The 21887-nt window shown below is 71.7% G+C and carries 20 protein-coding genes; 3 read left to right on the top strand and 17 right to left on the bottom strand.

Features of this window, described 5'->3' with window-relative positions:
- Window positions 1-16 precede the first annotated feature (16 nt).
- From ACWD6N_RS22740 to ACWD6N_RS22700, 9 genes are all read right to left on the bottom strand, one after another.
- Window positions 17-1375 carry an ADP-ribosylglycohydrolase family protein gene (locus ACWD6N_RS22740; RefSeq protein ID WP_387322088.1) on the bottom strand — a complete coding sequence of 453 codons (1359 nt, stop codon included), beginning with the start codon at window positions 1373-1375 and terminating at the stop codon, window positions 17-19.
- Window positions 1372-2556 carry an ADP-ribosylglycohydrolase family protein gene (locus tag ACWD6N_RS22735; protein WP_387322086.1) on the bottom strand — a complete coding sequence of 395 codons (1185 nt, stop codon included), beginning with the start codon at window positions 2554-2556 and terminating at the stop codon, window positions 1372-1374. Before ACWD6N_RS22735 ends, ACWD6N_RS22740 begins: the two co-directional genes overlap by 4 nt.
- Window positions 2557-2558: 2 nt before the next feature.
- On the bottom strand, window positions 2559-3851 hold the full coding sequence (locus ACWD6N_RS22730) for an ABC transporter substrate-binding protein (protein WP_387322084.1): 1293 nt from the start codon (window positions 3849-3851) through the stop codon (window positions 2559-2561).
- Between the two features lie 34 nt (window positions 3852-3885).
- Window positions 3886-4725, bottom strand: coding sequence for a carbohydrate ABC transporter permease (locus tag ACWD6N_RS22725; RefSeq protein WP_387322082.1), 840 nt, complete (start codon window positions 4723-4725; stop codon window positions 3886-3888).
- A 1-nt stretch (window position 4726) separates the two neighbouring features.
- Window positions 4727-5662 carry a carbohydrate ABC transporter permease gene (locus ACWD6N_RS22720; RefSeq protein WP_387322080.1) on the bottom strand — a complete coding sequence of 312 codons (936 nt, stop codon included), beginning with the start codon at window positions 5660-5662 and terminating at the stop codon, window positions 4727-4729.
- A complete protein-coding gene (locus ACWD6N_RS22715; RefSeq protein ID WP_387322078.1) occupies window positions 5659-6750 on the bottom strand; it encodes a LacI family DNA-binding transcriptional regulator in 1092 nt (363 codons plus the stop codon). The genes ACWD6N_RS22720 and ACWD6N_RS22715 overlap by 4 nt, the downstream gene beginning before the upstream one ends.
- Before the next feature lie 173 nt (window positions 6751-6923).
- The gene (locus tag ACWD6N_RS22710) at window positions 6924-8558 is read right to left on the bottom strand and encodes an ABC-F family ATP-binding cassette domain-containing protein (protein ID WP_387322075.1); all 1635 of its coding nucleotides are present in this window, start codon (window positions 8556-8558) and stop codon (window positions 6924-6926) included.
- A 231-nt stretch (window positions 8559-8789) separates the two neighbouring features.
- A complete protein-coding gene (locus ACWD6N_RS22705; RefSeq protein WP_387322073.1) occupies window positions 8790-8969 on the bottom strand; it encodes a hypothetical protein in 180 nt (59 codons plus the stop codon).
- Window positions 8970-9028: 59 nt separating this feature from the next.
- Window positions 9029-9634 carry a TetR/AcrR family transcriptional regulator gene (locus tag ACWD6N_RS22700; protein WP_354967463.1) on the bottom strand — a complete coding sequence of 202 codons (606 nt, stop codon included), beginning with the start codon at window positions 9632-9634 and terminating at the stop codon, window positions 9029-9031.
- Between the two features lie 143 nt (window positions 9635-9777).
- Between ACWD6N_RS22700 and ACWD6N_RS22695 the strand changes: the two genes are divergently transcribed.
- Window positions 9778-10881, top strand: a complete 1104-nt coding sequence (locus ACWD6N_RS22695; protein ID WP_387322071.1) for an aldo/keto reductase — start codon at window positions 9778-9780, stop codon at window positions 10879-10881.
- A gap of 103 nt (window positions 10882-10984) precedes the next feature.
- Here ACWD6N_RS22695 and ACWD6N_RS22690 read toward each other — a convergent pair whose 3' ends face one another.
- Entirely contained in the window at window positions 10985-11503 is a 519-nt protein-coding gene (locus tag ACWD6N_RS22690; RefSeq protein ID WP_450005159.1) for a hypothetical protein, read from the bottom strand.
- Window positions 11504-11625: 122 nt separating this feature from the next.
- Between ACWD6N_RS22690 and ACWD6N_RS22685 the strand changes: the two genes are divergently transcribed.
- Entirely contained in the window at window positions 11626-12303 is a 678-nt protein-coding gene (locus tag ACWD6N_RS22685; RefSeq protein ID WP_354967460.1) for a TetR/AcrR family transcriptional regulator, read from the top strand.
- 93 nt (window positions 12304-12396) lie between these two features.
- Here ACWD6N_RS22685 and ACWD6N_RS22680 read toward each other — a convergent pair whose 3' ends face one another.
- The 4 genes from ACWD6N_RS22680 to ACWD6N_RS22665 all read right to left on the bottom strand — a co-directional run bounded on the left by ACWD6N_RS22680 (window position 12397) and on the right by ACWD6N_RS22665 (window position 17626).
- A complete protein-coding gene (locus ACWD6N_RS22680; RefSeq protein WP_387322067.1) occupies window positions 12397-13413 on the bottom strand; it encodes an alpha/beta hydrolase in 1017 nt (338 codons plus the stop codon).
- Between the two features lie 129 nt (window positions 13414-13542).
- Window positions 13543-14475 carry an acetyltransferase gene (locus ACWD6N_RS22675; protein WP_354967458.1) on the bottom strand — a complete coding sequence of 311 codons (933 nt, stop codon included), beginning with the start codon at window positions 14473-14475 and terminating at the stop codon, window positions 13543-13545.
- A gap of 199 nt (window positions 14476-14674) precedes the next feature.
- Complete coding sequence (locus ACWD6N_RS22670; RefSeq protein WP_354967457.1) at window positions 14675-15874, bottom strand: low temperature requirement protein A; 1200 nt, start codon at window positions 15872-15874, stop codon at window positions 14675-14677.
- Window positions 15875-16090: 216 nt separating this feature from the next.
- Window positions 16091-17626 carry a flavin-containing monooxygenase gene (locus ACWD6N_RS22665; protein WP_387322064.1) on the bottom strand — a complete coding sequence of 512 codons (1536 nt, stop codon included), beginning with the start codon at window positions 17624-17626 and terminating at the stop codon, window positions 16091-16093.
- Window positions 17627-17871: 245 nt separating this feature from the next.
- Here ACWD6N_RS22665 and ACWD6N_RS22660 point away from each other — a divergent pair, with 245 nt between their 5' ends.
- On the top strand, window positions 17872-18825 hold the full coding sequence (locus ACWD6N_RS22660) for an AraC family transcriptional regulator (RefSeq protein ID WP_354967455.1): 954 nt from the start codon (window positions 17872-17874) through the stop codon (window positions 18823-18825).
- Between the two features lie 28 nt (window positions 18826-18853).
- Here ACWD6N_RS22660 and ACWD6N_RS22655 read toward each other — a convergent pair whose 3' ends face one another.
- The 3 genes from ACWD6N_RS22655 to ACWD6N_RS22645 all read right to left on the bottom strand — a co-directional run bounded on the left by ACWD6N_RS22655 (window position 18854) and on the right by ACWD6N_RS22645 (window position 21877).
- Window positions 18854-19795, bottom strand: a complete 942-nt coding sequence (locus ACWD6N_RS22655) for a sensor histidine kinase (RefSeq protein ID WP_354967454.1) — start codon at window positions 19793-19795, stop codon at window positions 18854-18856.
- Between the two features lie 127 nt (window positions 19796-19922).
- Complete coding sequence (locus tag ACWD6N_RS22650) at window positions 19923-21140, bottom strand: PP2C family protein-serine/threonine phosphatase (RefSeq protein ID WP_354967453.1); 1218 nt, start codon at window positions 21138-21140, stop codon at window positions 19923-19925.
- 209 nt (window positions 21141-21349) lie between these two features.
- Entirely contained in the window at window positions 21350-21877 is a 528-nt protein-coding gene (locus ACWD6N_RS22645) for a hypothetical protein (RefSeq protein ID WP_387322061.1), read from the bottom strand.
- Window positions 21878-21887: the final 10 nt, after the last annotated feature.

Genomic DNA, 21887 nt, shown 5'->3' with positions numbered 1-21887 from the left:
GTCCACCCGTGCCGCGTCATGACCCGCTCCCCGCCTGGGCCAGGGCCCGGGTCCGCTCGGCCAGCTCGTCGAAGCCGATCCCGTCGAAACCGCCGATGCTGCTGGCCAGCCGGTTGCGCAGCGGGGCGACCCAGCGCGCCGGCAGCCCGGATGCCCCGGCGAGCGCCCCGGTCACCGCACCGACCGTCGCGCCGGTCGAATCGGTGTCCCAGCCGCCGCTGACCACCGCGGTGATGGACCGTTCCAGGTCGCCACGGCCGTACGCCAGCGCGGCGGCCACCAGCGCGGCGTTGTTGCGCACGTGCACCCAGTGCAGGTGACCGTGGCGGGCGTACAGCTCGTCGACCACGCGTTCCCAGTCGTCGGTGCCCACGCCGAGGGCGCGCGCCTCGCGCACCGTGGCCGCGAACCGACTGCGCGGCGGCAGCACCGCCTCGGCCGCGTCCAGCACCTCGTCGACGGTGTCGGCGACCGGCGCGGCGGCGGCCAGGGCGGCGGCCCAGAGCGCGCCGTGCACGCCACCCCGGACGTGGCTGACGGTGGCGTCCCGCAGGGCCAGCTCGGCGGCCCGGTCCGGCCGGCCGGGGTTGACCCAGCCGTACACGTCGGTGCGGATCTGCGCGCCGATCCACTCGCGGAACGGGTTGTGCCGGCGGGCGCTCTGCGGTGGCGCGAGCCCGAGCAGCAGGTTCCGGTACGCCACCCGTTCGGCGGTGAAGACCCGCCCACCGGGCAGCCAGTCCAGCCACGCCTGCGCCACGTCGGCGCTGGTGAAGTCCCGTCCGTGGGTCTCCAGCACCCGCAGGGCCAGCAGCGCGTAGTTCAGATCGTCGTCCTCGGGCATACCGTCGATGTTCTCGGCGAGGCTGGTCGGCGCGCTGCGCCGGTTCCAGGGCCAGCGGGCGGCGACGTCGGCCGGCAGTCCCTTCGCGGTGAACCAGTCGCGCAGCGGCCACCGGCCGGTGGCGGTGAGGATCTCCCGGATCCCCTCCCGGGGGATCTTCTCCACCGGCTTGCCGAGCAGGCAGCCGGCCGCCCGGCCGAGCCACGCGCCGTGCAGCCGGTCGTACGTCACGTCGGTCGGCAGCGACCAGGCGGCCGGCCATTCGGCCCGGAGCGCGGCCAGGTCGTCCGGCTCGTCGGCGGCGGCGACAGCGACGGCGGGCAGCGCGTCGGCGGCGTCCAGCAGTTCGACCGCGAGCGCCCGCAGCGCGGGCGAGGCCGGGGTGGGCGACGCTCCGCTGACAGGCGGAGTCAGGTCGCCGCCGGCCTCCGTCCACCGCCGGGCGAGGGCCGCCACGTCGCGGCCCTCGTCCCGGCTGGCCGCCAACTCGTGGGGCAGCAGGTCCTCCGGCTGGACCCAGGTGATCCTCACCGGGTCGGCTCCCCGTCCGGTGCGTCCGGCACGGCCCGACCGGCGCCACCGGCCAGGCCGGCGAAGCGCTCCGCACGCCGGGTGAACCGGGCCCGGTCCCGCTCGAACACCTCGCCAGCCACCGCCGCGAGGATCCGGGCCGGCTCCACCAGGTCGGTCTGGGAGGCGGTCCCGACCACCTCGGACCACTCCGTGGGCACCGCGGCGGCACCGCCGAGCGCCCCGGCGATGGCAGCGGCCATGGTCGCGGTCGAGTCGGCGTCCCGGCCGTAGTTGACCGCGCCGAGCACCGCCGGGCGGAACTCGCCGCCGGCCACCACGAGCATGCCGATGGCCACCGGTAGCTCCTCGATGGCGTGCAGCCGGCTGGGCCGCCGCGCACCGAGGCCCGGGCTCCGGTACTCCTCCCCCACCGTGTCATAGGGGGCGACCGCGGCGCGCAGCGCCGGGATCGCCTGCTTCCAGTCGTGGTGGCTCCGGGCCTCCTTGACCACCGCGTCGATGGCCGCCCGGGTGCCGTCGCGGGCCAGGTCCAGCGCCGCGGTGACGACATCCTCGACGCCCGCGCCGGGGGTGGCCGCCGCGGCGACCGCCGCCGCGAAGACGGCGGCGGCCTCCCGCCCGTAGCTGTGCTGGTGCGCCCCGGCGATCTCGACCGCCTCGGCGTACGCCCCGGCCGGATCGCCCGCGTTGACGATGCCGACCGGAGCCATGTACATGGCCGCTCCACAGTTGACGATGTTGCCGACCCCTGCCTCGCGCGGGTCCGCGTGGGCGTGGTGCAGGCGGGTGACCAGCCACCGCTCGGCGGCCGCGAGCCGGTGGAAGGTCACCCCCTCCCGCTCCAGGTCGGGTATGTAGACCACCCGCTCGATCAGGTCGGGGACCAGCAGCTCCACCACGTCGTACGCGTCGAGGTGGTCGCGTTTGGCCGCGTAGGCGCGGACCAGGGCGTGGGTCATCAACGTGTCGTCGGTGATGTGCCCGTCGCCCTTGTGGTACGGCGCGAGCGGTCGCGCGGTGGCCCAGTCGGCGTGGTACGGGGGCACGATGCCCTCGACCCAACCGCCGAACCGTGCGCGAATCTGCTCCGGTAGTGCCGTCTCGGTGGCGCCCCCGAGGGCGTCTCCGACCGCGGCGCCGACCAGGCAGCCGACCGATGTGTCGAGCAAGAGTGACATGTCTACCTCAGAACCTGCTTGCCACCGTCGACCAGCTGCGTGCCGAGCTGATCGAGGGTGATCTTGTTGGCGAAGTACTGCTGGAGAGCCGGGGTGGCGTACTTGGTCTTCCACTCCGGGTAGCCGTCGGCCTGCTGGAACGGGGCGACGGTCAGGTCCGCGGCGCTGTCCGCGGCGACGTCCCAGCCCTGCTTGCCGGTGGTGACCTTGACCAGCTCCTCGTTGGCCTGCTTGCCGGTCGGAACCAGCCAGTCACCCTTGGCCAGGGCGGACATGTTGGTCGGGTTCAGGAAGTACTCGAGGAACTGCGCGGCCTGCTTCTTGTGCTTGGAGTCCTCGGAGACCGACAGCGTCTGCGGGTTGGCCGCCTGCTTGGTGGAGAGCCCCTTGACTGGCGGCAGGGTGACCCACTCGAAGCCGGCCGGCGCCTGCTCGACCATCTGCTGCCGCAGCGACACCGAGCCGGGCAGCATGGCGTACTTGCCACCGAAGAAGCCGGGCAGGGTGTCCGCGCCGCTCATGCCGAGCGCCTCCGGGGACGCGGACTTCGTCGCGTAGATCATGTCGTGGATCCGCTTCGGGATCTCCTTCTCCGCGTCACCGACCCGGACCTCGGTGCGCCCGCCGTCGGTGTAGAAGAACTTCCCGTCGTAGTTGAGCGCCAGGTTGAGCACCCGGTTGGTCGGCGACTTCAACGCCCAGGCCACGCCGTACTGGCCCGGCTTGGTGAGCTTCTGCGCGTTGCCCTGGAACTCGTCCCAGGTCCAGCCGCCGTCGGCCGGCGGCACCGCGACGCCGGCGGCGTCGAGCAGCTTCTTGTTGGCGATGACGACCTGCGACTCCAGCAGGAACGGCACACCGGCGACCTTGCCGTCGAACGTCGCGGTGTCCCAGACGCCCTTGTCGATCTGGCCCTTCAGGTCGTCGGAGACGAGCCCGGAGAGATCGGCCAGGTAGCCCTGCTTGCTGAACTCGCCGATCGAGGACGCCTCGTAGTGCACGATGTCCGGTGCGTCGCCGCCCTCGAAGGAGGTCAGCAACTGGTCGTGCACCGAGTTCCAGTCACCCTGGACGTACTCGACCTGGATGTCGGGGTGCTCGGCGTTCCACTTGGCGACGAGGTCCTTGTTGACCTGCAACGACTCCTTCTGCCAGGCGAGGCTCAGGAAACGCAGCTTGACCGGGCCGGACGTGGCCTCGTCGCCGCCGCCGTCACCGCACGCGGCGAGCGCGCCGAGGCCGACGACCGCGACCGCGGTGGCCGCGGCCAGTCGACGGAATCGGGTACGGAGCATGGGGGTACCTCCTTGGTGGTGGGTGGGGGACGGTTCAGCCCTTGACCGCGCCGGCGAGCGACCCGGACGAGAGCCGGCGTTGCATGAACGCGAAAAAGATCAGGCTGGGCAGCGTGGCCAGCAGCGAGCCGGCCGCGAGCGGCCCGAGTCGGGCGGTGCCCTCGATGCCGACGAAACGGGCCAGCGCCACCGGCAGGGTGGCCAGCTCGGGCGTCTTGATCAGCACCAGGGCGAAGAAGAACTCGTTCCAGGCCGAGATGAAGGAGAAGAGCGCGGTCGCGACCAGGCCCGGGGCCAGCAACGGGAAGACCACCCGGCGCAGGACCTGCACCCGGCTCGCCCCGTCCACCGAGGCGGCCTCCTCCAGCTCGCGAGGAATGTTGCGGACGAAGCCCTGGAGCATCCAGAGAGCGAACGGCAGCGCCCAGACCACGTAGATCAGCACCAGCCCGGCGTGTGTGTTGGCCAGTCCGACCTGCCGCAGCACCAGGAAGATCGGGATGATCAGCAGCACGAACGGGAAGAGCTGCGACAGCAACACCCAGCCCAACGCCGCGGTGCCGAGCTTGGAGCGGAACCGGGCCAGCGCGTACGAGGCCGGCATGGCGACCAGCACGGTCAGCACCGCCGAGGCCAGCGAGACCTGGAGGCTGTTCAGTGCCGCCCTGCCCAGCTCCTGCTCGGTGAAGGCCTGGACGAAGTTCTGCACGGTCGGGTCGCTCGGGATCAGCGTGGGGTGCAGCCGCACCAGCTCCCGCGGCGGCTTGAAGGCCGTCGAGAGCAGCCAGATCAGCGGGAACCCGAGGAAGATCAGGTAGCCGAGGAGCGCCAGGTACTGCAGCGCCCGCCCGGTACGGCTCGGCTTTCCGAACATGTCAGTTCGCCTCCCTCAGCCGGCGCCGGAGATAGACCGCGAGCAGCGCGATGATGAGCACGACCATCACGTTGCCGAGCGCGGCGGCGTAGCCGTAGTTGCCGTAACGGAACGCCTCCTCGTAGGCGAAGAGCATCGGCAGCATGGTCTTGCCGCCCGGCCCGCCCGCGGTCAGCACGTACACCAGCCCGAACGAGTTGAAGTTCCAGATGAAGTCCAGCGACGTGATCGCCACGATCACCGGCGCCAGGGCGGGCAGCGTGACGTGCCGGAACCGGTGCCACGTGCTGGCCCCGTCCACCGCGGCCGCCTCGTGCAGCTCGCGGCCCACCCCCTGGAGGCCGGCGAGCAGGACGACGGTGGTCTGTGGCATGCCGGCCCAGACCCCGACGAGGATCACGGCGGGCAGTGCCGTGCTGAAGTCGCCGAGCCAGTTGGTCCGCAGCCCGTCGGCGCCGATCCGGTGGAAGAACTCGTTGAGCAGGCCGGCGTCCGGGTGGTAGACGAGCTTCCAGAGGATGCCGACCACGACCGGCGGCATCGCCCACGGCACCACGGCCAGCACCCGGGCCACGCCCCGGAACCGCAGCTGCTGGTTGAGCAGCAGGGCCAGCCCGAGGGCGAGCAGGAACTGGAGCACCGTCACCCCGACCGCCCAGAGCAGCCCGATCTTGAACGAGTTCCAGAACAGCTCGTCGCCGAGGAGTTCGCGGTAGTTGGCCAGGCCGGTGAAGGACACCTCGACGTTGCGCCCGGCCCGGGCGTCGGTGAAGCCGAGGTAGATGCCGCGCAGCAGCGGAAACACCGACAGCACCAGGATCGGCAGCAGCGACGGCAGGAGCAGCAGGTAGATGGTGGTCCGGTCGGAACGGAACCGGCTCGGCCGGCGGGCCGGTCCGGCCCGTTCGACGTCCGGCCGCTCGGCCAGCGTGGTCATGAGGTCACCCCTTCGCTGGTCGGGTGGGTGGTCGGCGGGGCGGCCAGCCGGGGTGCCGGCAGCGGCGTGCCACTGGACGCCCGGATGGCGAGGCTGGGTGGCACCTGCTCGCGCCGGGGCGGCAGGGTCGGGTCGGCGATGCGTTGCAGGAGCAGCTCGGCGGCCCGGCGACCGCGCTCGGCCGAGCCGAGCGAGACGCTGGAGAGCTGGGGAAACATCATCCGGGCCAGCTCGGTGTCGTCCATGCCGACGACGGCGACGTCCTGCGGCACCTGGCGCCCGGCGGCGAGCAGGGCGTGCAGCGCCCCGACCGCGATGAGGTCGTTGGCGCAGACCAGGGCGTCCGGGTCGGCACGGGCGAGCAGCCGCTCGGTGGCGGCCCGGCCGGCGGCGTACTGGAAGTCGCCGACCTCGATCAGGTCCTCGTCGAGCCGGATGTCGTGTCGCGCCAGCGCTGCCCGGAAGCCGGCGTCGCGCGCGGTGCCCGGGACGGTGTCGAGCGGGCCGTTGACGAAGCCGATCCGGCGCCGGCCGCTGGCGATGAGGTGGTCCACGGCCAGCGCCACACCCTGCCGGGAGTCGGTACGCACGTTGTCGACCGCGGCGTCCGCGCCGAGCTGGCCGACCACCACCACCGGCACCGGGCTGTCCAACAGCGCGGTCAGGTGGTCGTCGGTGACCCGGATCGGCGAGACGATCATCCCGTCCACGTAGCGGTTGGCCAGCCGGCGCAGCAGGGCGGTCTCGTTGTCGATCCGTCCGCCGGTGGCGTGCACCAGCAGCTGCCGCCCGGAGGAGGCGACCACGGACTCGATGGCGCGCATCATCTCGACGTAGACCGGGTTGCCGATGTCCTCGACGGCGAGCGCGACGAGGCCGGTGCGCTGGGACTGCAGCGACCGGGCGATCGCGTTCGGCACGTAGCCCACCTCGGCCGCCGCGGCGCGTACCTTGCGGATCGTCTCCGGGCTGCCGCCGACGCCGTTGAGCACGCGCGAGGCGGACGCGATGGAGACACCGGCGCGGGCGGCGACCGTGTGCACCGTGGGCCGGCCGTCAGCCGGTTCCTGTAAACGTTTACGACCCACGTTCGACACCTCCAGCCGGTTGCTGTAAACGTTTCCGGGAGTCTGCGCCGCCCTTGGCGGAGAGGTCAAGGGCTCGTTACGAAAACGTTTCCAACAGTCGACGGGCGGACCCGCCTCGTTGATCAAGAGATTTGCGTCATCCCGCCCGGCGTGTCCTGACGCAAACCTCTTGGTCAACGGCGGGTGGACGGCCCGACGGTGAGGGTGATCTCGCGGCCCGGCCACCGGGAGCGGAGGCGTCGGTCGTGGCTGGCGACGATGATGGCGCCCGGTCCGGTGCCCAGGGCGTCCTCCAGCTCGTCGCAGAGCCGTGGGGAGAGATGGTTGGTCGGCTCGTCCAGCAGGAGCAGGTCCGGCGGGTTGGCGACGAGCACCGCGAGAGCGAGCCGACGGCGCTGGCCGACCGACAGGTCCGCCGCCGATCGGTCGAGATCCCTGGGCACGAGCAGCCCGAGTGACGACAGCGGCACCGCTTCGGCGCGCTCGGCACCGACGGCACGACCGAAGACGTCCCGGGCGGTCCGCGACGGATCCTCGAAGGTGGTGTCCTGGGTGAGCAGACCGACGCGCAGGTCCGGCCGCCTCCAGACGGCTCCGGTGCCACTGACGCGTCCGGCGAGGACGGCGAGCAGAGTGGACTTGCCCGCACCGTTCGGGCCGCTCACCAACAGCCGGTCGCTGGCGGCGACCTCGAGGTGCGCCATCCACAGCCGATCGGGTATCCGCACCTGGCGCATCGTGGCGACGATGTCATCGCCGGCGCCGGTGGCGAGAACGGGTGCCTGGAAGCGCAGCGGCTCCGGTGGCGCGGCGACCTGGTGACGCTCCAGTGTCTCCAGTCGGCGGGTGGCGTCGCGGACACGGCGGGAGATCTGGTTCTGCACCCGGCCGGCGGTGTGCCCGTACCCCATCTTCTCGCTGTCGCGGGGGCCACGGCCGTGGGCGACCTGGTGCCCGGTCACCGCGGCGGCCTCGCGCAGTTCGGCGAGGAGCGCCTGCTCGTCGTCGTAGCGCCGGCGCCAACGGTCGGCCTCGGCCCGCTTGGCCGCCAGGTATGCGCTGTAGCCACCGCCGTAGCGGACCGGGCCCTCGACCGCCGGGTCCAGATCGATGACGTCGGTACACACCGCGTCCAGAAACGCCCGGTCGTGGCTCGCCAGCACGACCACCCCGGGCATCGCGCGGAGTTGGTCCTCGCAGAACGCCGCCGCCGCGTCGTCGAGGTGGTTGGTGGGCTCGTCGAGCAGCAGCGCATCCGGCCGGCGGACCAGCATCGCGGCCAGCGCGAGGCGGCCCCGCTGCCCGCCGGACAGCTCCGCGAGCCGCCGATCGTGCGCGATCCCGCCGAGGCCGAGGCCGGCGAGCACGGTCTCGGCACGCCGGTCGGCGTCCCAGGCGTCCCGGTCCTGCGCCCGCTGCAGGGCCGCACCGTACGCCGCCAGCAGCTCGGCGTGCCGCTCGGCGCCCTCCGGTGCGTCGGCCAGCGCGGCGCCGAGCCGGTCCAGCTCGGCGAGGTCCGCCCGGGCCTCGCGCAGCGCGTCGTCCAGGACCGTGGCGACCGTCGCGGACGCGGCGTAGGGCATCTCCTGGTGCAGGAAGCCGAGATCCGGTGGGCGCGCGACGGTGCCGGAGTCCGGTTCGTCGACGCCGGCCAGGACCCGCAACAGGGTGGTCTTGCCGGTGCCGTTCTCACCGATCAGGCCGATCCGGTCGCCGGGCGCGGCGGTTAGGGAGACACCGTCGAGCACCCGGCGCGTACCCCGGATACGGAGAAGGTCATGGGCGATGAGGGCGGGTCGAGCAGACATGAAGACCTCGGAGAAGGAAGATCCGGGCGCACACAGGTGGCCCGGCGGGAGCAGGGCATGACGACAGAGGCCGCGGCGACGGCAGCGCGATCACGCGCCCGTCGGCGGCCGGTCCGGGCTCTCACCCGGAGATGTCGTCGTCACCTGCCACGCTTGCTCCGATCTCCAACAACTCGGGCGAAAGGATAGCTCAGCGCGGACGCTCAGCTCTCGGTGTGGCGCGGCACGACCTCACCCTGCGCCGATGCTCGACGAGCTGTTGTCCGACGAGTTGCCCGGCCTCGACGTGTACCGGCCCGCCCGCCGCCCAGACCGCGCACGGCGTCCCAGCACGCTGATGATCGTCAGCAGCAGCGCGGCGAAGAGCAGGATCGAACCGCCCAGCAGCGTTGCGATCATTCCCACCGACATGGTCGACCACCCTTCTCCGGGCCAGCTCCCGTGCGGCCGGAAAGGAGATCCTGACACGGTCAGGCGGTGCGGGAACCCGCCCGCAGGGAGTCGATGGTGAGGTCCAGGGCGGCCTCAAGGTGGTCGATCTTCCCGGTGGCGAGCAGCAGCAGGACGCCGCCCTGGATGCCGGCCAGCAGCGCCGCGGCGGCACGGTCGGCGTCGACCTCGGGGGCGATGTCCCCGGTCGACTGCATGTGCCGGATGCCCTCGGTGATCGCCTTCTGCCAGCGCCGCATGAGCCCGGCCACCACCGCCTGCGCGCCCGGCCCACGCCGGCCCGCCTGGCCGAGCAGACCGTTGAGCGGGCACTTCACGCCCTGCGCGAGGTAGCGCTCGATGAGCCGGTCGCGCCATGCCAGCCACGCCGGCCAGGACGTCAGGTTGCTGAGCATCGGCTCCTGGTCGATGAGCACCTGGTCGGCCTCGTGCTGGGCCACGGCGAGCAGCAGCTCGTCCTTGCCCTCCGGGAAGTAGTGGAAGAGCTGGCCCTTGCTGGTGCCGGTGCGGGCCATCACGTCCTCGAGGCGTGTCTCGTCGACGCCGCGCTCGCGGATCTCGGCGGCGGCGCCGGCGACGATCCGCGCCCGGGTCGCCTCGCCCTTGCGGGTCAACGCGCGCGTCATGAAACCTCCGTCACCGCCTCCTCGTCTGGACCTGGCGGTTCAACCGTAGCTCGCTCTTTGGACTTGCGGGTCCATTTTTGCCGAGCAAAAGTCTGGGCCGCGCGGTCCGCTCCGGGCCGGCGAGCGATCGGGAGGACGCAACGATGAACCAGTACTACCTGCTCGGGCGGTCCGGTCTGCGGGTGAGCCGACTGGCGCTGGGCACGATGAACTTCGGCGTGGATGGGTTCCACGCCGCGTACGGCAGGACCGAGGAGGAGGCGGAACCGATCTTCCGCCGTTACCTGGAGGCGGGCGGGAACCTCATCGACACGGCGGACTTCTACACCGCCGGTGAGAGCGAACGCATCCTCGGCCGCCTGATCGACCGGGCCGGTGTCCGGGATCGGCTCGTGCTCACCAGCAAGGCCACCAACACCATCGACCCGACCGACCCGAACGCCAGCGGCAACGGTCGCAAGCACATCGTGCGGGCCGTGGAGGCCTCGCTGCGCCGGCTCGGCACCGACTACATCGACCTGCACCTGCTGCACACCTGGGACCGGATCACACCGGTCGAGGAGGTCGTGCACACCCTCGACGACCTGGTACGCGCCGGCAAGATCCGGTACGCCGGGCTCTCCGACGTACCGGCCTGGTACGCGGCACGGGCGCAGAGCTACGCCGAGGCGCACGGGCTGGCCCCGATGATCACCGTGCAGCTTCCGTACTCCCTGGTCGCGCGCGACATCGAGGCGGAGTACGTGTCGATGGCCCAGACCCTCGGCATGGGCCTCACGGCGTGGAGCCCGATCGGCGGCGGTCTGCTCAGCGGCAAGTACCGGCGGACCGGCGAGGGCATGAGCGGGACCGGCCGGTTGACCAATCCCGACGCCCCGGGTCGAGAGATCAACCCCAGGGACTGGCAGGTGATCGAGGCGCTCGAGGGCGTGGCGGCGGAGCTGGGCCGCAGCATGGCCCAGGTCGCGATCAACTGGGTGGCGACCCAGCCGGCGGTCGCCTCGGTGGTCATCGGGGCGAGCAGCCCGGAGCAGCTGGACAGCAACCTCGGCGCGCTCGACTTCGAGATCCCGGCGGACGCGCGTCGCCGGCTCGAGGAGGCCAGCGCACCGCAGGTCGGGATGCCCTACGGGATGTTCACCCCGCAGTACCAGTCCTGGGTCGTGAGCCCCGGCCTCGGCATCGGCGACAAGCCAGCGGGATATGCCCCGCCGGTGTTCAACGGCGCCACCCCGCCCGTCAACTGACGGAGCACGACAATGGCGCAGGGCCTTCGCGGCGACAGCATCGCCGCGAAGGCCCTGTTGCGTGCACCCGCCGGCTCGCCGCCGCAGGATCGGGAGCGAAGGGTCAGACGACGGAGACGGCGACCAGGGCGACGGCGGATCCGGCGAACACCACCGTGTTGCGGAGGTAGGTCTGGGCGCGCACCCAGCGCGGGAAGGCGCCCTCGGCGGCCGCGAGGAAGGGCTCGACCTGGATGCGGGTCAGCTCCGGGTCGCCCTTGCGGCGGAAGGCGGCCTGGACGGACTTCACGGCGGTGCGGTTGCTGTAGACGATCACCACGTTCATCAGCATGACCAGCGAGGAGAAGATCCAGGTCAGCAGCTGGGCCGGGTCGGCGCCGGCGAGGTTCAGGGCCGCGGTGGCGGTCATCACCGCGGCGACGGCCACCGGGGCGGCGGTCTCGTGGCCACCGGCGTCGAACCGGAGCCTGTTCTCCTCCAGGATCCCCGGGCGGACGTTCTGGCGGCGGAGCTCGGCCTCCGCGGCGGCCTTCGCGACCGGGCCGAAGCGGTGACGGACCAGCGGGATGCTGACGAAGGCTGCGGCGACGAGCAGTTGCATCACGGCGGCGAGGGTGTTCACGGGGGCCTCCCTTGAGTTGCACATTGTTCAAGTAGCTGGCGGTGATGACGGTAGCGGACGACTTGAACAATGTGCAAGACGGTCGTTGAACTTTGTGCAAGCGAGTGCGTACCGTGAGGGGCATGGCACGCGACACCCTCACCCGAGACCAGATCGTCCGCACCGCCGTCGAACTCCTCGACGACGAGGGCCTCGAAGGCCTGAACATGCGCGCCCTGGGCAAACGCCTCGACTCGGCTGCCACGGCCATGTACTGGCACGTCAAGAACAAGGACAACCTCGTGCTTCTCGCCACCGACCGGGTGTGGGGCGAGCTCACGCTGCCCGACCTGGACGCGGTCGACTGGCGGACCGCGGCCACCGCCATGGCCGTCGACCTGTACGAAATGTTCACCCGGCACCCCTGGCTGGTGCAGGCCTTCGCCGCACACGTCCTCTACGGGGAGGGCAAGGCACGGCACGACGACCACACGCTCGCCGTCTACGAGGCCGCCGGCTTCCGCGGCGCCCAGGCCGACCAGGCCGCCTCCACGGTCTTCACCTACGCCCTCGGCAACGCGGCCGGCGCCGCCGCGACCGCCTCGCTCACCCGGAAACTCGCCCGGGACGACACCACCGCCGAGGAACAGTTCCAGGACGCCATGACCAGGGCCCAGGAGATCGCCATGCGCTATCCCCGCCTGCGCGCGCGCCTGGAGACCCCGGCGGCGGCCACCTATGCCGCCGCTCCCGACCGGGCCTTCGAGTTCGGTCTCCAGGCCCTCCTCGACGGCCTGGAGCGGCAACGGGCTGGGAGTTGAACAAGGCCCAGACGCGACCTCGCCGGCCGGTTTTTCCAGCGTGTCCCCACGACCGTGGGCCAGCAGGCGCCCAGTGCCGCCGTCGTCCGACGGCTACTCGGCCGCGCCGGTCGTCCGGGCGAGTCCGGACGTCGGCACCGGGTCTCCCTCGTACAGCGCGACGTACCGCCGGCGCAGGTCGGATCCGTCGGTGCCGAGCGCGCCGAGGTCCAGCACGTCGTGGCGGACGCCCAACGACTCCGGCAGTTCGCAGACCCGCAGTGGGATCGCGTTCGCCTCGGCGATCCGGGCCGGCACCGTCACCGCCGCACGCCGGTCCACCACCCCGTCGAGGGGACTGATCGCGACCGCCGCGGTCAGCAGACCGGTCCGTCGTGGTGGGCGCGGGAAATCGCGCGCGATCGCCAGGTACTGCGCGACCGCGGACAGGGAGTAGCCGCGCGAGGTGACACGGTCGGGCAGGATGCGGCGCCCGTACAGCAGGATGAGCGGCTTGACGGCGAACGCCGGCGCCTGACGCGGGTCAGGGCCGAAGAACGGCGACAGCAGCAGCAGACGCCGCACGACGTCGCCGCGGACCTGGGCCAACCAGGCGGCCAGAACCCCGCCGCCGGAGATCCCCACGACACCGACCTCGTCCCCGAGACCCGCCGCGACGGTCAGCGCCTCGGCGGCGTACGCGGTCAGGTCACCGGCCTCGACCTGATGATGGGCCCGCCGGTCCACCGTGCCGTGGTGGGGAGCGCGCGGAACCCAGACGTTGTAACCACGGGCGAAGAACTCCTCGGCCATCTCGTCGAACTGGTCCGGCGCGTGGGTGTATCCGTGCAGCAGCAGCACCGCCCGGTCGGTACGGGAGCCGTGGCTCAGCAACCGGCTGCGCGACTCCGGCCGGAGCAGCGGATCCGCGGCCTCGGCCGAGACGATGGTCTCGGCGACGCGGGTGGCGGCGGCGAAGTCGAGCGCGTCCGCGGGCGCGCTACGCGGCTCACGGCGGCGCGACGGCCAGAGAAGGCGCCCGACGACTGCCGCCACGACGAGCGTCAGCCCGTCGCCGATGAGCGCGACCCAGTAGTCGAGGAAGGTGTGGTGCCCACCGAACAGGTCCATCGACGTCAGGCCTGGTGGCAGGGGTTGACAACGATCTTGGACACGGCCAGATCCTCCCACCGGCCGTTCGGTCGATGCGGCGGTGGGTAGGGGTACGCCCTGGTGGCGCCAGGGCGTACCCCCGGTCGGTCAGCCCAGGCGGCCGGCGGCGGCGACCGCCGGATCGGGCGGCGTGCCGGTCGCCGGCGCGAAGAGGACCCGCGAGCGCAGCTGTCGGAACCCGGTCCGTTCCAACTCCGCCAGCACCGCCACCCGGTGGGCGTCCACGTCGGCGATCACCTCCCGCGCGCCACCGGCTGCCAGCACCCGGACCGCCTCGACCAGCAGCTCACTCCGGACGGCCTCGTCGAGCAGACCGAGGTAGGCGATGAGCGGGTAACAGGCGTCGCCCGCTGGTCCGACAAGCCCGACCGGCACGCCGTCGTCCAGCGCGACCCGCCAGTCCCCCGCCGGACCCCGCAGCCAGGCCAGCGGGTCGGTGGCCAGGTCGACGCCGCCGACCGCCCGCGCTATCTCCACACCGGTCAGCACGTCCGGCTCGGCGATCCGGGCGACCAGTGCGTTGATCTCGGTCGGGTCGGCGGCCGGGCGGAAGGCGTACCGCCCGGAGGTGGCCGGCAACGGCGTGCCCGTCCAGGAGCATCTCAGCCGCTCCCCCCGCTCGACCAGCCCGGCGAGCCGAGCCGCCGCCATCGGCGCCTCCACCACGGCCAGCACCTCGGGCCGCCGCCGCCAGTGCGCCGGCATGGCGGCGAAGTACAGGCCGGGACCGCCCAGCGCCTCGTGGGCGGCGCGCAGCAGTGCCGCGCCCACCTCCGGCTCGGCGTCCAGGTCGAACCGCTCCAACCAGGGCGCACCGACGGCACCCGGCGGAAGGAGCCAGGCCGCCCGGGCGACCACCCGGCCGCTTCGGAGGGCGACCCAGGTGGTCTCGGGTCGGTAGCCGCCGCCGGCGATCCCGTCGGCGTAGCCGACCTTGCGCAGTTGGGGCAGCGGATCGGGCATGGAGTCGAACATGTGTTCCTCGCCCGCGACGAGCGGACGGATGACCAGGTCGGTCATAGGTTGATCCTCCGGAAAGCGAGCGCCCCGGGTCAGATCCGCGTGGACGCCGGGGCGCGGAGGGGGCGCAGAACATCGGACATTGTTCTGACCTCCTCCCGGCTCGACGGCGTGCCCCAGAACCTATCCGAGGTTCTCGCCGGCGGCAAGACGCGCTCGGGCTGCCGTGCCCGCGCGGAGAGGTGTACCCCGAGGCCGGCTACAGCTGCGGATTGGTTTCCGGTCCGCGCCGGTGGGCGAACCCGTCGGAGATGGCGATCCCGGCCAGGATCGACCCGGCGGTGACAACCGCCGCGATCGGCGGAAGGAACACCATCGGCGGCGCGGCCACGACCAGCGCCAGCGCCCCGAGCAACAGCACCCGGCAGCGCGCCCCGGTGCGGGACAGTTGCTCCAGGTAGGTCCGCCCGATCAGGAACAGCGCCGGGCCGCCGAAGATGACGACCACCAGGGCCCAGTCGATCGGCGGATCCGGGTCCTCCATGATCTGTCCGAAGCCGACCGCGAGGCAGATGATGCCGCCGACGATGAGCAGCAGGCTGAAGCTCGCCCACCGGGACAGTTGCATCCCCTCCCCGGCCGAGCTGGCGGTCGTGTCCCGACCCGGGCCCGCGTGGTAGAAGTAGATCCGCCAGAACGCCACCACCGCCACGAACGCGGCGACAAGGGTGATGGTCCGCAGGGTCGAGAAGCCCGGGAAACTGATGGTGAGGCCGGCTTCGAGCACCACCTCGGCGAGCGCGATCATGAAGAACTGGTTGTACCGCTCGGCGAGGTGCATGTAGGAGACCCCGGACAGGGCGTTGCGGCGTGCCCCGGCAATCCCGAGGGCGGGCCAGTTGGTGGCCGCCCCGACGACCTCGATGGAGAGGGCGACGGTCCAGAAGACGCCGCGGCCGAGCCCTCCGCTGATGCCGCCGCCGATCCACAGCACGCCGGACACCGCGTGCCAGCTCAGCACCCGGGCCGAGACCTCCCGTATCGGATGGCCTCGCAGGGCCCACGTCAGGTAGAGCGGGCGGCCGACCTGAATGAGGACGTACGCGCACGCGAAGATCACACCGCGCTGCCCGAACGCCTGGGGCAGGGTGACCGACAACACCAGCGTGCCGAACATCGTCGCGAGCAGGAGGATCTGGATGTCGGTTCGGCGCGGGTCGTAGGTGCTCGCCATCAGGGCGTTCAGCGACCAGATCATCCACATCGCCGCGAAGAACAGCAGCGTCTGACCCGCCTCCGACAGCAGCGAGTGCCGGACGATGGTCAGGTCGTCGGCGACCCGTCCGGCGAGACGGGCGAGCGCGAAGACGTAGACGATGTCGAAGAGCAACTCCAGGACGGTTGCCCGTTGCGGGCTCCTGCTGTCCCCGAGCCCTCGGAACGCCGCGCCCGTCAGCACGGAGGGGTTCAGCTACCGGCCAGGGCCGCCGGCACGGGCACCGGGACGTCCAGCTTCCAAGCCTGGTGGCGATGCTCGGTGCTCTGCCCCGCCGCCATCGCCCCCGCGCCTCCTCGCCGACCGGTCCAGCCTCATCTGTGATGAGGCATTTTATCCCGGTATTTACCCCGCCTTGACGGTTATCGCGAATACGCCTTCGGTGACGGTCCAGCCCCCTCACCGCGCTGCGCGAGGGGCCGGGGTCGGTTCGACCCGGTCCGTCGCGCGGCCCTCGGCGGTACGCCGGATCATGCGGGTCGTCACCCTCCGGTAGGAGCGCGGGTCGACGGGCAACAGCCACTGTCGGGCCCGTGCCAACCGGCCGAGGTTGAGCCCCAGCTCATCGAGCACCTCGTCGATGTTGTGCATCGAGAACGGGATGACGTTCGTGCCCCGGGCGTGCCGCCCGCTGGTCCGCGCCGCCATCCAGGCCACCCGCGTGCGAACCTCCTCGCGCATCCGCTCCCGGGGCGGCAGTGCGATCCCGCCCCGCAGGTGGGCGGCGGTCCAGACCGCGGCCATCTCCGCGCTCAGCGGACTGAAGAACGAGGAGTTGTAGCCGGCGAAGGTCAGGCGTGGGACGTCGATCGGCAGGATCTGCCGGTAGAGCATGAAGTTGCCGGCGGCGTCCTGGAGCCGGGCGTGCAGCGCGTCATCGAAGAACGGAACGTGCTGCCGGAAACCGGTGCCACAGATCACCAGGTCCGCGGCGAGCACCGTGCCGTCGTCGAGGCGGGCGGCCGGTCGACCGTCGTCGACCAGGAGTTCTCTGATCGTCCGGTCCCGGTGGACGGTGATGTGGCCGTCCGCGACGCGCTCGAAGAAGCCCTCCGTCGCGAGGCTGACGGTGCTGCGGGCGATGTCCTGGAAGGTGCCGTTCGGCACGAGGCCCAGCTCGCGCAGCTTGAGCTGCCTGGTCGCGACCGACCCGACGCTGTCGAGCATGGTACGGCGCAGACCGTCTCCCGGACCGTGCAGGAACCGCTCGACGCCCTTCAGGCTGAGGTAGCGGAACAGCGCCTCACCCATCCTGGTGAGCAGGAGGTACTTGTAGTTGAGTAAGTTGCCGAGCTTCCTGGGCATCTTCCAGAGCAGCTCGCGGGCGACGAGGTGGGTCTGGGCGGCGACGTCGCTCAGCGGGACCGCCACGTCGCAGGAGGACTTGCCGTAGCCGACGACGAGGACGTTCTTTCCCCGGGCCGCCGCGAGGTCGTGGAAATCGCCCGCGGCCAGGACCCGTCCTCCGGCGGCGGTGAAGTCCTCGCGTCCGTCGAAGGACGGGACGAGAGGATCGGAGAAGATGCCGTTGGCGACGATGAGGTGGTCGTACCGCTCCACGGTCACCGGGTCCTGACCCGTCGGGCGCGACGCGAGCAGCCACCCGGTCTCGTCGTCCAGGAGTGCCGCGGAGACGACCTCCGTGGAGAGACGCAGGACAGCGTCGAGCCCGAACATCTCCACGTAGCTTTCCAGGTACTGCTGGACCTGCTCGCCCGTCGGCCACTGCGGGTAGTGCGCGGGCATGGGGAGGTCGGAGAGGTGGTAGGTGCCCTTGTCGTTCTGGGTACGAAGGCCGGGATACCGACGGGTACGGCTCCACACTCCGCCGACGTCGGGCGCCTTCTCGAACACGGTGACGTCGAAGCCACTCTGCCGCAGCACCTTCGCTGCGCTCAGGCCGGCGAATCCAGCGCCGACGACGGCGATCCTCATGGCAGCCTCCGGAGAGTGTGTGTGACCCGCTGGCGAGGTACCGCGGCAGCAGAGGCGCTGGCGGTGTCAGCACGCTAACGGGCACGGCGGACGGGCCGCTATCCGCCGTGCGCGAGGTGTGTCCGCCGCGCGCAGCCGGCACCCGAGCCGTTCCTTGTCGGGTCGGCGGCTTTCCCGTGCTGCCCGCCCGGGTCGCGTCCTAGGGTCAGCGCAGCGGGACGCCCGGGAGGTGTCGGATGGATGCCGTGACGGTCAGGACCGACGACGTCGAGCACGCTCGTGCCGAGGTGGGTCGCGTCTTCTGCCCGCACCGGCTCACACCACAGGCGGGTGTCCGCGACGTTCGACTGCGGATGGCGGCCCGTCGCGCGGGAGGCGTGGGCGTCATCGACCTCGACTACGGCCAGGCGGTCCGGATCCAACCCGGCCCGCTGGAGACCTTCTACCTCGTGCAGATCCCCCGCAGCGGCAGCACGATGGTGCGGCACGCCGGCCATAGCGTGACCTCGACGCCCGACGTCGCCTCCGTCCTCTCCCCCTACGACGCGTCCGACATGCACTGGTCCGCGGGTTCGCCGCACCGGATCTTCTACGCCGACCGGCGCACCGTCGACCGGGAACTCGCCCGCCTGCTGGGCCGGCCGGTGGACGGCCCGGTCCGCTTCGACATCGGCATGACCATGACCACGGCCGCCGCGATGGCGTGGGCACGCGGTGTGGACTTCCTCGCCGACGAGCTGTCGCAGCCGATGGACGCCTCCCTGCTCGACCACCCTCAGGTCGCCGCTCGGTTCCAGCAGGGACTCATCGGCAAGTTGTTGCTGGCCCACCGGCACACCCATTCCGACCAGCTCGCCGAGCCGGCACACCACACGGCCGCCGGGCGCCTCGTGCGCCGGGCCTGCGCCCTGATCGCGGACCACCACGGCGAGGCGCTGACGGTCGGGGATGTCGCGGAGGCGCTCCGGGTGAGCGTACGAACGCTGCAGGACTGCTTCCGCCGCGAGTTGCAGACGACGCCGACGGCGTACCTGCGCGCATGCCGGCTCGATGCGGTCCACCGTGCGCTGCGCGCGGCCGGCCCCGGCGCGTCCGTGACGACCGTTGCCCTGCACCACGGGTTCGTCCATCTTGGCCGCTTTGCCGGCGACTACCGGGTGCGCTTCGGCGAGTCGCCGTCCACGACCCTGCGCGGCTGAGGTCTCCGGCTGCCGGGTCGCTCGGCCGTCAGCGGTGCATGTGCAGGCGGATCGTGGTGGCACCCGGCACGGTGTGGACGCGCACGAGATCGCAGAGCTGGTTGACCAGGAGGAGCCCGCGGCTGCCGGGCTGCTGCGGCGGCACCGGGATCCGGCCGGCGAGTGGATTCGTGATGTGCCCGGTGTCGGTGAGCTGGCAGACCAGCCGGGTGTCGTCGGTCCAGACCGCGAGGGTGCCGCCGCCGGCGGTGTGCTTGATCGTGTTCGCGGCCAGTTCGCTGACCGCCAGGGTGAGGTCGGAGACCCGGTCGGGGGGCAGGCCGGCCGCGGTGGCCTCGGCGGTCACCACCCGACGGATGGCCGAGAGGGCGTGCAGGTCGATGGTGATGGTGGTCGCCTGGGCGGGCGGGTCCTGCAGCGGCAGATTGAACCCCGCGGCCACCGCGACCGGGTCGGCGTAGTGCGGGCTCTCCCGCACCACGCTGCCCAGCTGGACGACGGGATGGGTGCGGTGGGCGTCGTCGAGCCAGCGTCGGTCCAGGTGACGGGTGTCGTAGGGGCAGAGGATGGTGGCCGGCCGGCCGGCGAACGCGGCGTTGATCAGTGCCTCGTGCTGGGCGCAGGCGGGGTACTCGGTCGCGGTACGGCCGGCCCAGATCGGTTCGCCGATGATGCGCACCCGCTTCCCGGCGTGGGCGGCGGCGAAGGCGAGCAGGACACCCGGAATGATCCGGCCCGGGTTGCGCCCGGCCACGCTCATGTCGTGCAGCTGCACCCTGCCCGCGTCGGTGCCGAGCGCGGCGCGGATGTGGTCGAGGTTGTCCCCCGGGACGGCGACCATGACCGGCTCGTCGGCGGCGAGGCCGGCCTGGATGAACGGCAGCGTGCCGGCCAGGTAGTCATCGCGGTAGGCGTAGAAGAGAGCGGGGTGCGCGAAGCTGTCGGTCCTGGTGGCGACGGAGATACTCAAGCTGCGGCCTCCGAGGTGCGTGATCCGGCCGCCGCGTCGGCTCCGGCAGGATCAGTCCGGGGACCTGCGTGGCACCGGTCAGGTGCACTGTATGGGCGACAGCTCTGGAACAGCCGGTCAGAGTCGTTCACGGGACACGTCTGTTGGCCGAGTGGATGGCGAGCAGGGCGATGTCGTCGGTGGCCTGCTCGCCGGCGAGTGTGGTCATGACACGGGCGCAGACTTCCTCGGCGAGACCTGGTTCAACGGCTGCACAGAGCCGGTCGATGCCGACGTCGATGACCTCGCCGCGGCGTTCGACGAGCCCATCGGTGTAGCAGATCAGCAGGGCGTCGGAGGGGAACGCGACGTCGGTGCACCGGCGGGCCGGCTGACGTGAGCCGACACCCAGGGGAAGATCGACGGGAATCTGCAGCGTCTCGGCGGGGTGTCCTGGCCCGGCCAGGACGGGTTGCAGGTGGCCGGCGAGGGAAACCCGGATGACGGTGCGGTCCGGGGAAATCATGGCGTAGAGGACCGTGGCGAGGTTGCCGGTCTCGAAATGCTGGATCTTGCGGTCGAGCAGGGTCAACGCAGTGGCCGGGTCGTCGCAGACCAGCGCGTAGGCGCGCAGTGCGCTGCGGAGACGCCCCATGACGACCGCCGAGCGCAGGCCGTGCCCGGACACGTCGCCGATGACGACACCCAGCCAACCGGAGGGCAGGGTGAACACGTCGTACCAGTCGCCGCCGACGCCGGCGTCGTGGCCGGGCACGTAGCGGGCTGCCATGTCCACACCTGGCGCGTCGGGCAGGTGGGTGGGTAGCAGGCTTCGTTGCAGTGCGAGGGCGGCGCTGCGGTCGAGGCCACTGGCCCGGGTCCGGCTGGCGAGGCTCGCCCGGTCGGCGGTGAGTTGCAGCAACTGCACGTCGTCACCGGTGAATTGGTGCCGCCGCAGGCAGCCGACATGCAGGACGCCGATCAGCTCGCCGCCGGCGAACATCGGCACACCCAACAACGAGCGGACTCCGCGACCGAACAGAGCCGGGTCGTCCGCGGCGGTGACGTTCTCCACCAGGACGGGCTGCTTCTCCTGGGCGATCCGGCCGGCGAAGCCGCTGCCGACGGGGATCCGCGCACCTTCGCGGACGTCGTCCCCCAGGCCCTTCGTCGCGGTGGTCACCAACTGCTGGGCGTGCAGGTCCAGCAGCAGGATGGCCGCGGTGTCAACGCCCAGCACCTCGCGGATACGATCAACCAGCTCTTCCAGAAGGTCGTTGACGTCGAGCTGGGACAGCGCGGCGTCGGTAACCGCCTCGATGCGACGCAGCCGCTCGTCGCTCCCGCTCCCCTGCACGTCAATCACGGCAGGAAGCCTAACCCTTGCCCGGCCAGGAGCAGGTCATGAGGACGTCCCGTATCGGTCCGGCCCGTCGAGCGCCCATCAGTCACCCTGGGAGACGGAACTGACCCACCGGGTCGATCATCACGACCATTTGACGCTTTTCACCGTTTTTGACCGATGCCTGGTACGCCGAGAGCCGCCCCGGCCCACGTCAGCCGCACCGGCGCACGTCAGATGGCCGCTGCCTTGGCCACCTTCCACTCCCCGTCCACCGGGACCAGGGTGAGCACCACCCGGTTCTGGTCGACCTTCTCCCCGGCCGTGTTCACGTTGCGCCGGTACTGGTTGAGGTAGACGAGCAACTCGACCCGTTCGGCGGTCGCGGTCACCACGCCCGTCGCGGACACCTCCGCCGCCACGATCGCCTGCTGGGTGGCCGCGGTCTGCTTCAACGCCGTCGTGGTCTGCTCGTACTCCGTGCCGAACTGTCCGGTGGCGAAGGCGCGGCCGTTGGTGACGCTGTCGTCGAACGTGCGGTAGTCGTAGGAGAAGATCGCTTTGGCGGCGGCGGGCGCCGTGGCCAGCGCCTGGCGTACGGCGCTGTCCCGCCGCTCGGCGCGGTGGTCGCCCCACCAGCCGGCGCCGGCGACGGCGGCCGCGAGCACGATCGCGACGACCAGCGCCGGGACGAGCCGGATCCGGGTGGGGCGCAGCCGAGGAACGCGCGGCCGTCGCGGGAATCGGACCAGGGTACGCACGTGTCCTCCC

Source organism: Micromonospora sp. NPDC005163 (genome assembly GCF_053599835.1).
This window is presented reverse-complemented; position numbering and strand designations above follow the sequence as displayed.

Bases quoted from the DNA above. Each gene is read 5' to 3' on its own strand.
- ACWD6N_RS22735 (WP_387322086.1), bottom strand. From the start codon at position 2,556: ATGTCACTCTTGCTCGACACATCGGTCGGCTGCCTGGTCGGCGCCGCG.
- ACWD6N_RS22730 (WP_387322084.1), bottom strand. From the start codon at position 3,851: ATGCTCCGTACCCGATTCCGTCGACTGGCCGCGGCCACCGCGGTCGCG.
- ACWD6N_RS22725 (WP_387322082.1), bottom strand. From the start codon at position 4,725: ATGTTCGGAAAGCCGAGCCGTACCGGGCGGGCGCTGCAGTACCTGGCG.
- ACWD6N_RS22720 (WP_387322080.1), bottom strand. From the start codon at position 5,662: ATGACCACGCTGGCCGAGCGGCCGGACGTCGAACGGGCCGGACCGGCC.
- ACWD6N_RS22710 (WP_387322075.1), bottom strand. From the start codon at position 8,558: ATGTCTGCTCGACCCGCCCTCATCGCCCATGACCTTCTCCGTATCCGG.
- ACWD6N_RS22705 (WP_387322073.1), bottom strand. From the start codon at position 8,969: ATGTCGGTGGGAATGATCGCAACGCTGCTGGGCGGTTCGATCCTGCTC.
- ACWD6N_RS22700 (WP_354967463.1), bottom strand. From the start codon at position 9,634: ATGACGCGCGCGTTGACCCGCAAGGGCGAGGCGACCCGGGCGCGGATC.
- ACWD6N_RS22695 (WP_387322071.1), top strand. From the start codon at position 9,778: ATGAACCAGTACTACCTGCTCGGGCGGTCCGGTCTGCGGGTGAGCCGA.
- ACWD6N_RS22685 (WP_354967460.1), top strand. From the start codon at position 11,626: ATGGCACGCGACACCCTCACCCGAGACCAGATCGTCCGCACCGCCGTC.
- ACWD6N_RS22680 (WP_387322067.1), bottom strand. From the start codon at position 13,413: ATGGACCTGTTCGGTGGGCACCACACCTTCCTCGACTACTGGGTCGCG.
- ACWD6N_RS22675 (WP_354967458.1), bottom strand. From the start codon at position 14,475: ATGACCGACCTGGTCATCCGTCCGCTCGTCGCGGGCGAGGAACACATG.
- ACWD6N_RS22665 (WP_387322064.1), bottom strand. From the start codon at position 17,626: ATGAGGATCGCCGTCGTCGGCGCTGGATTCGCCGGCCTGAGCGCAGCG.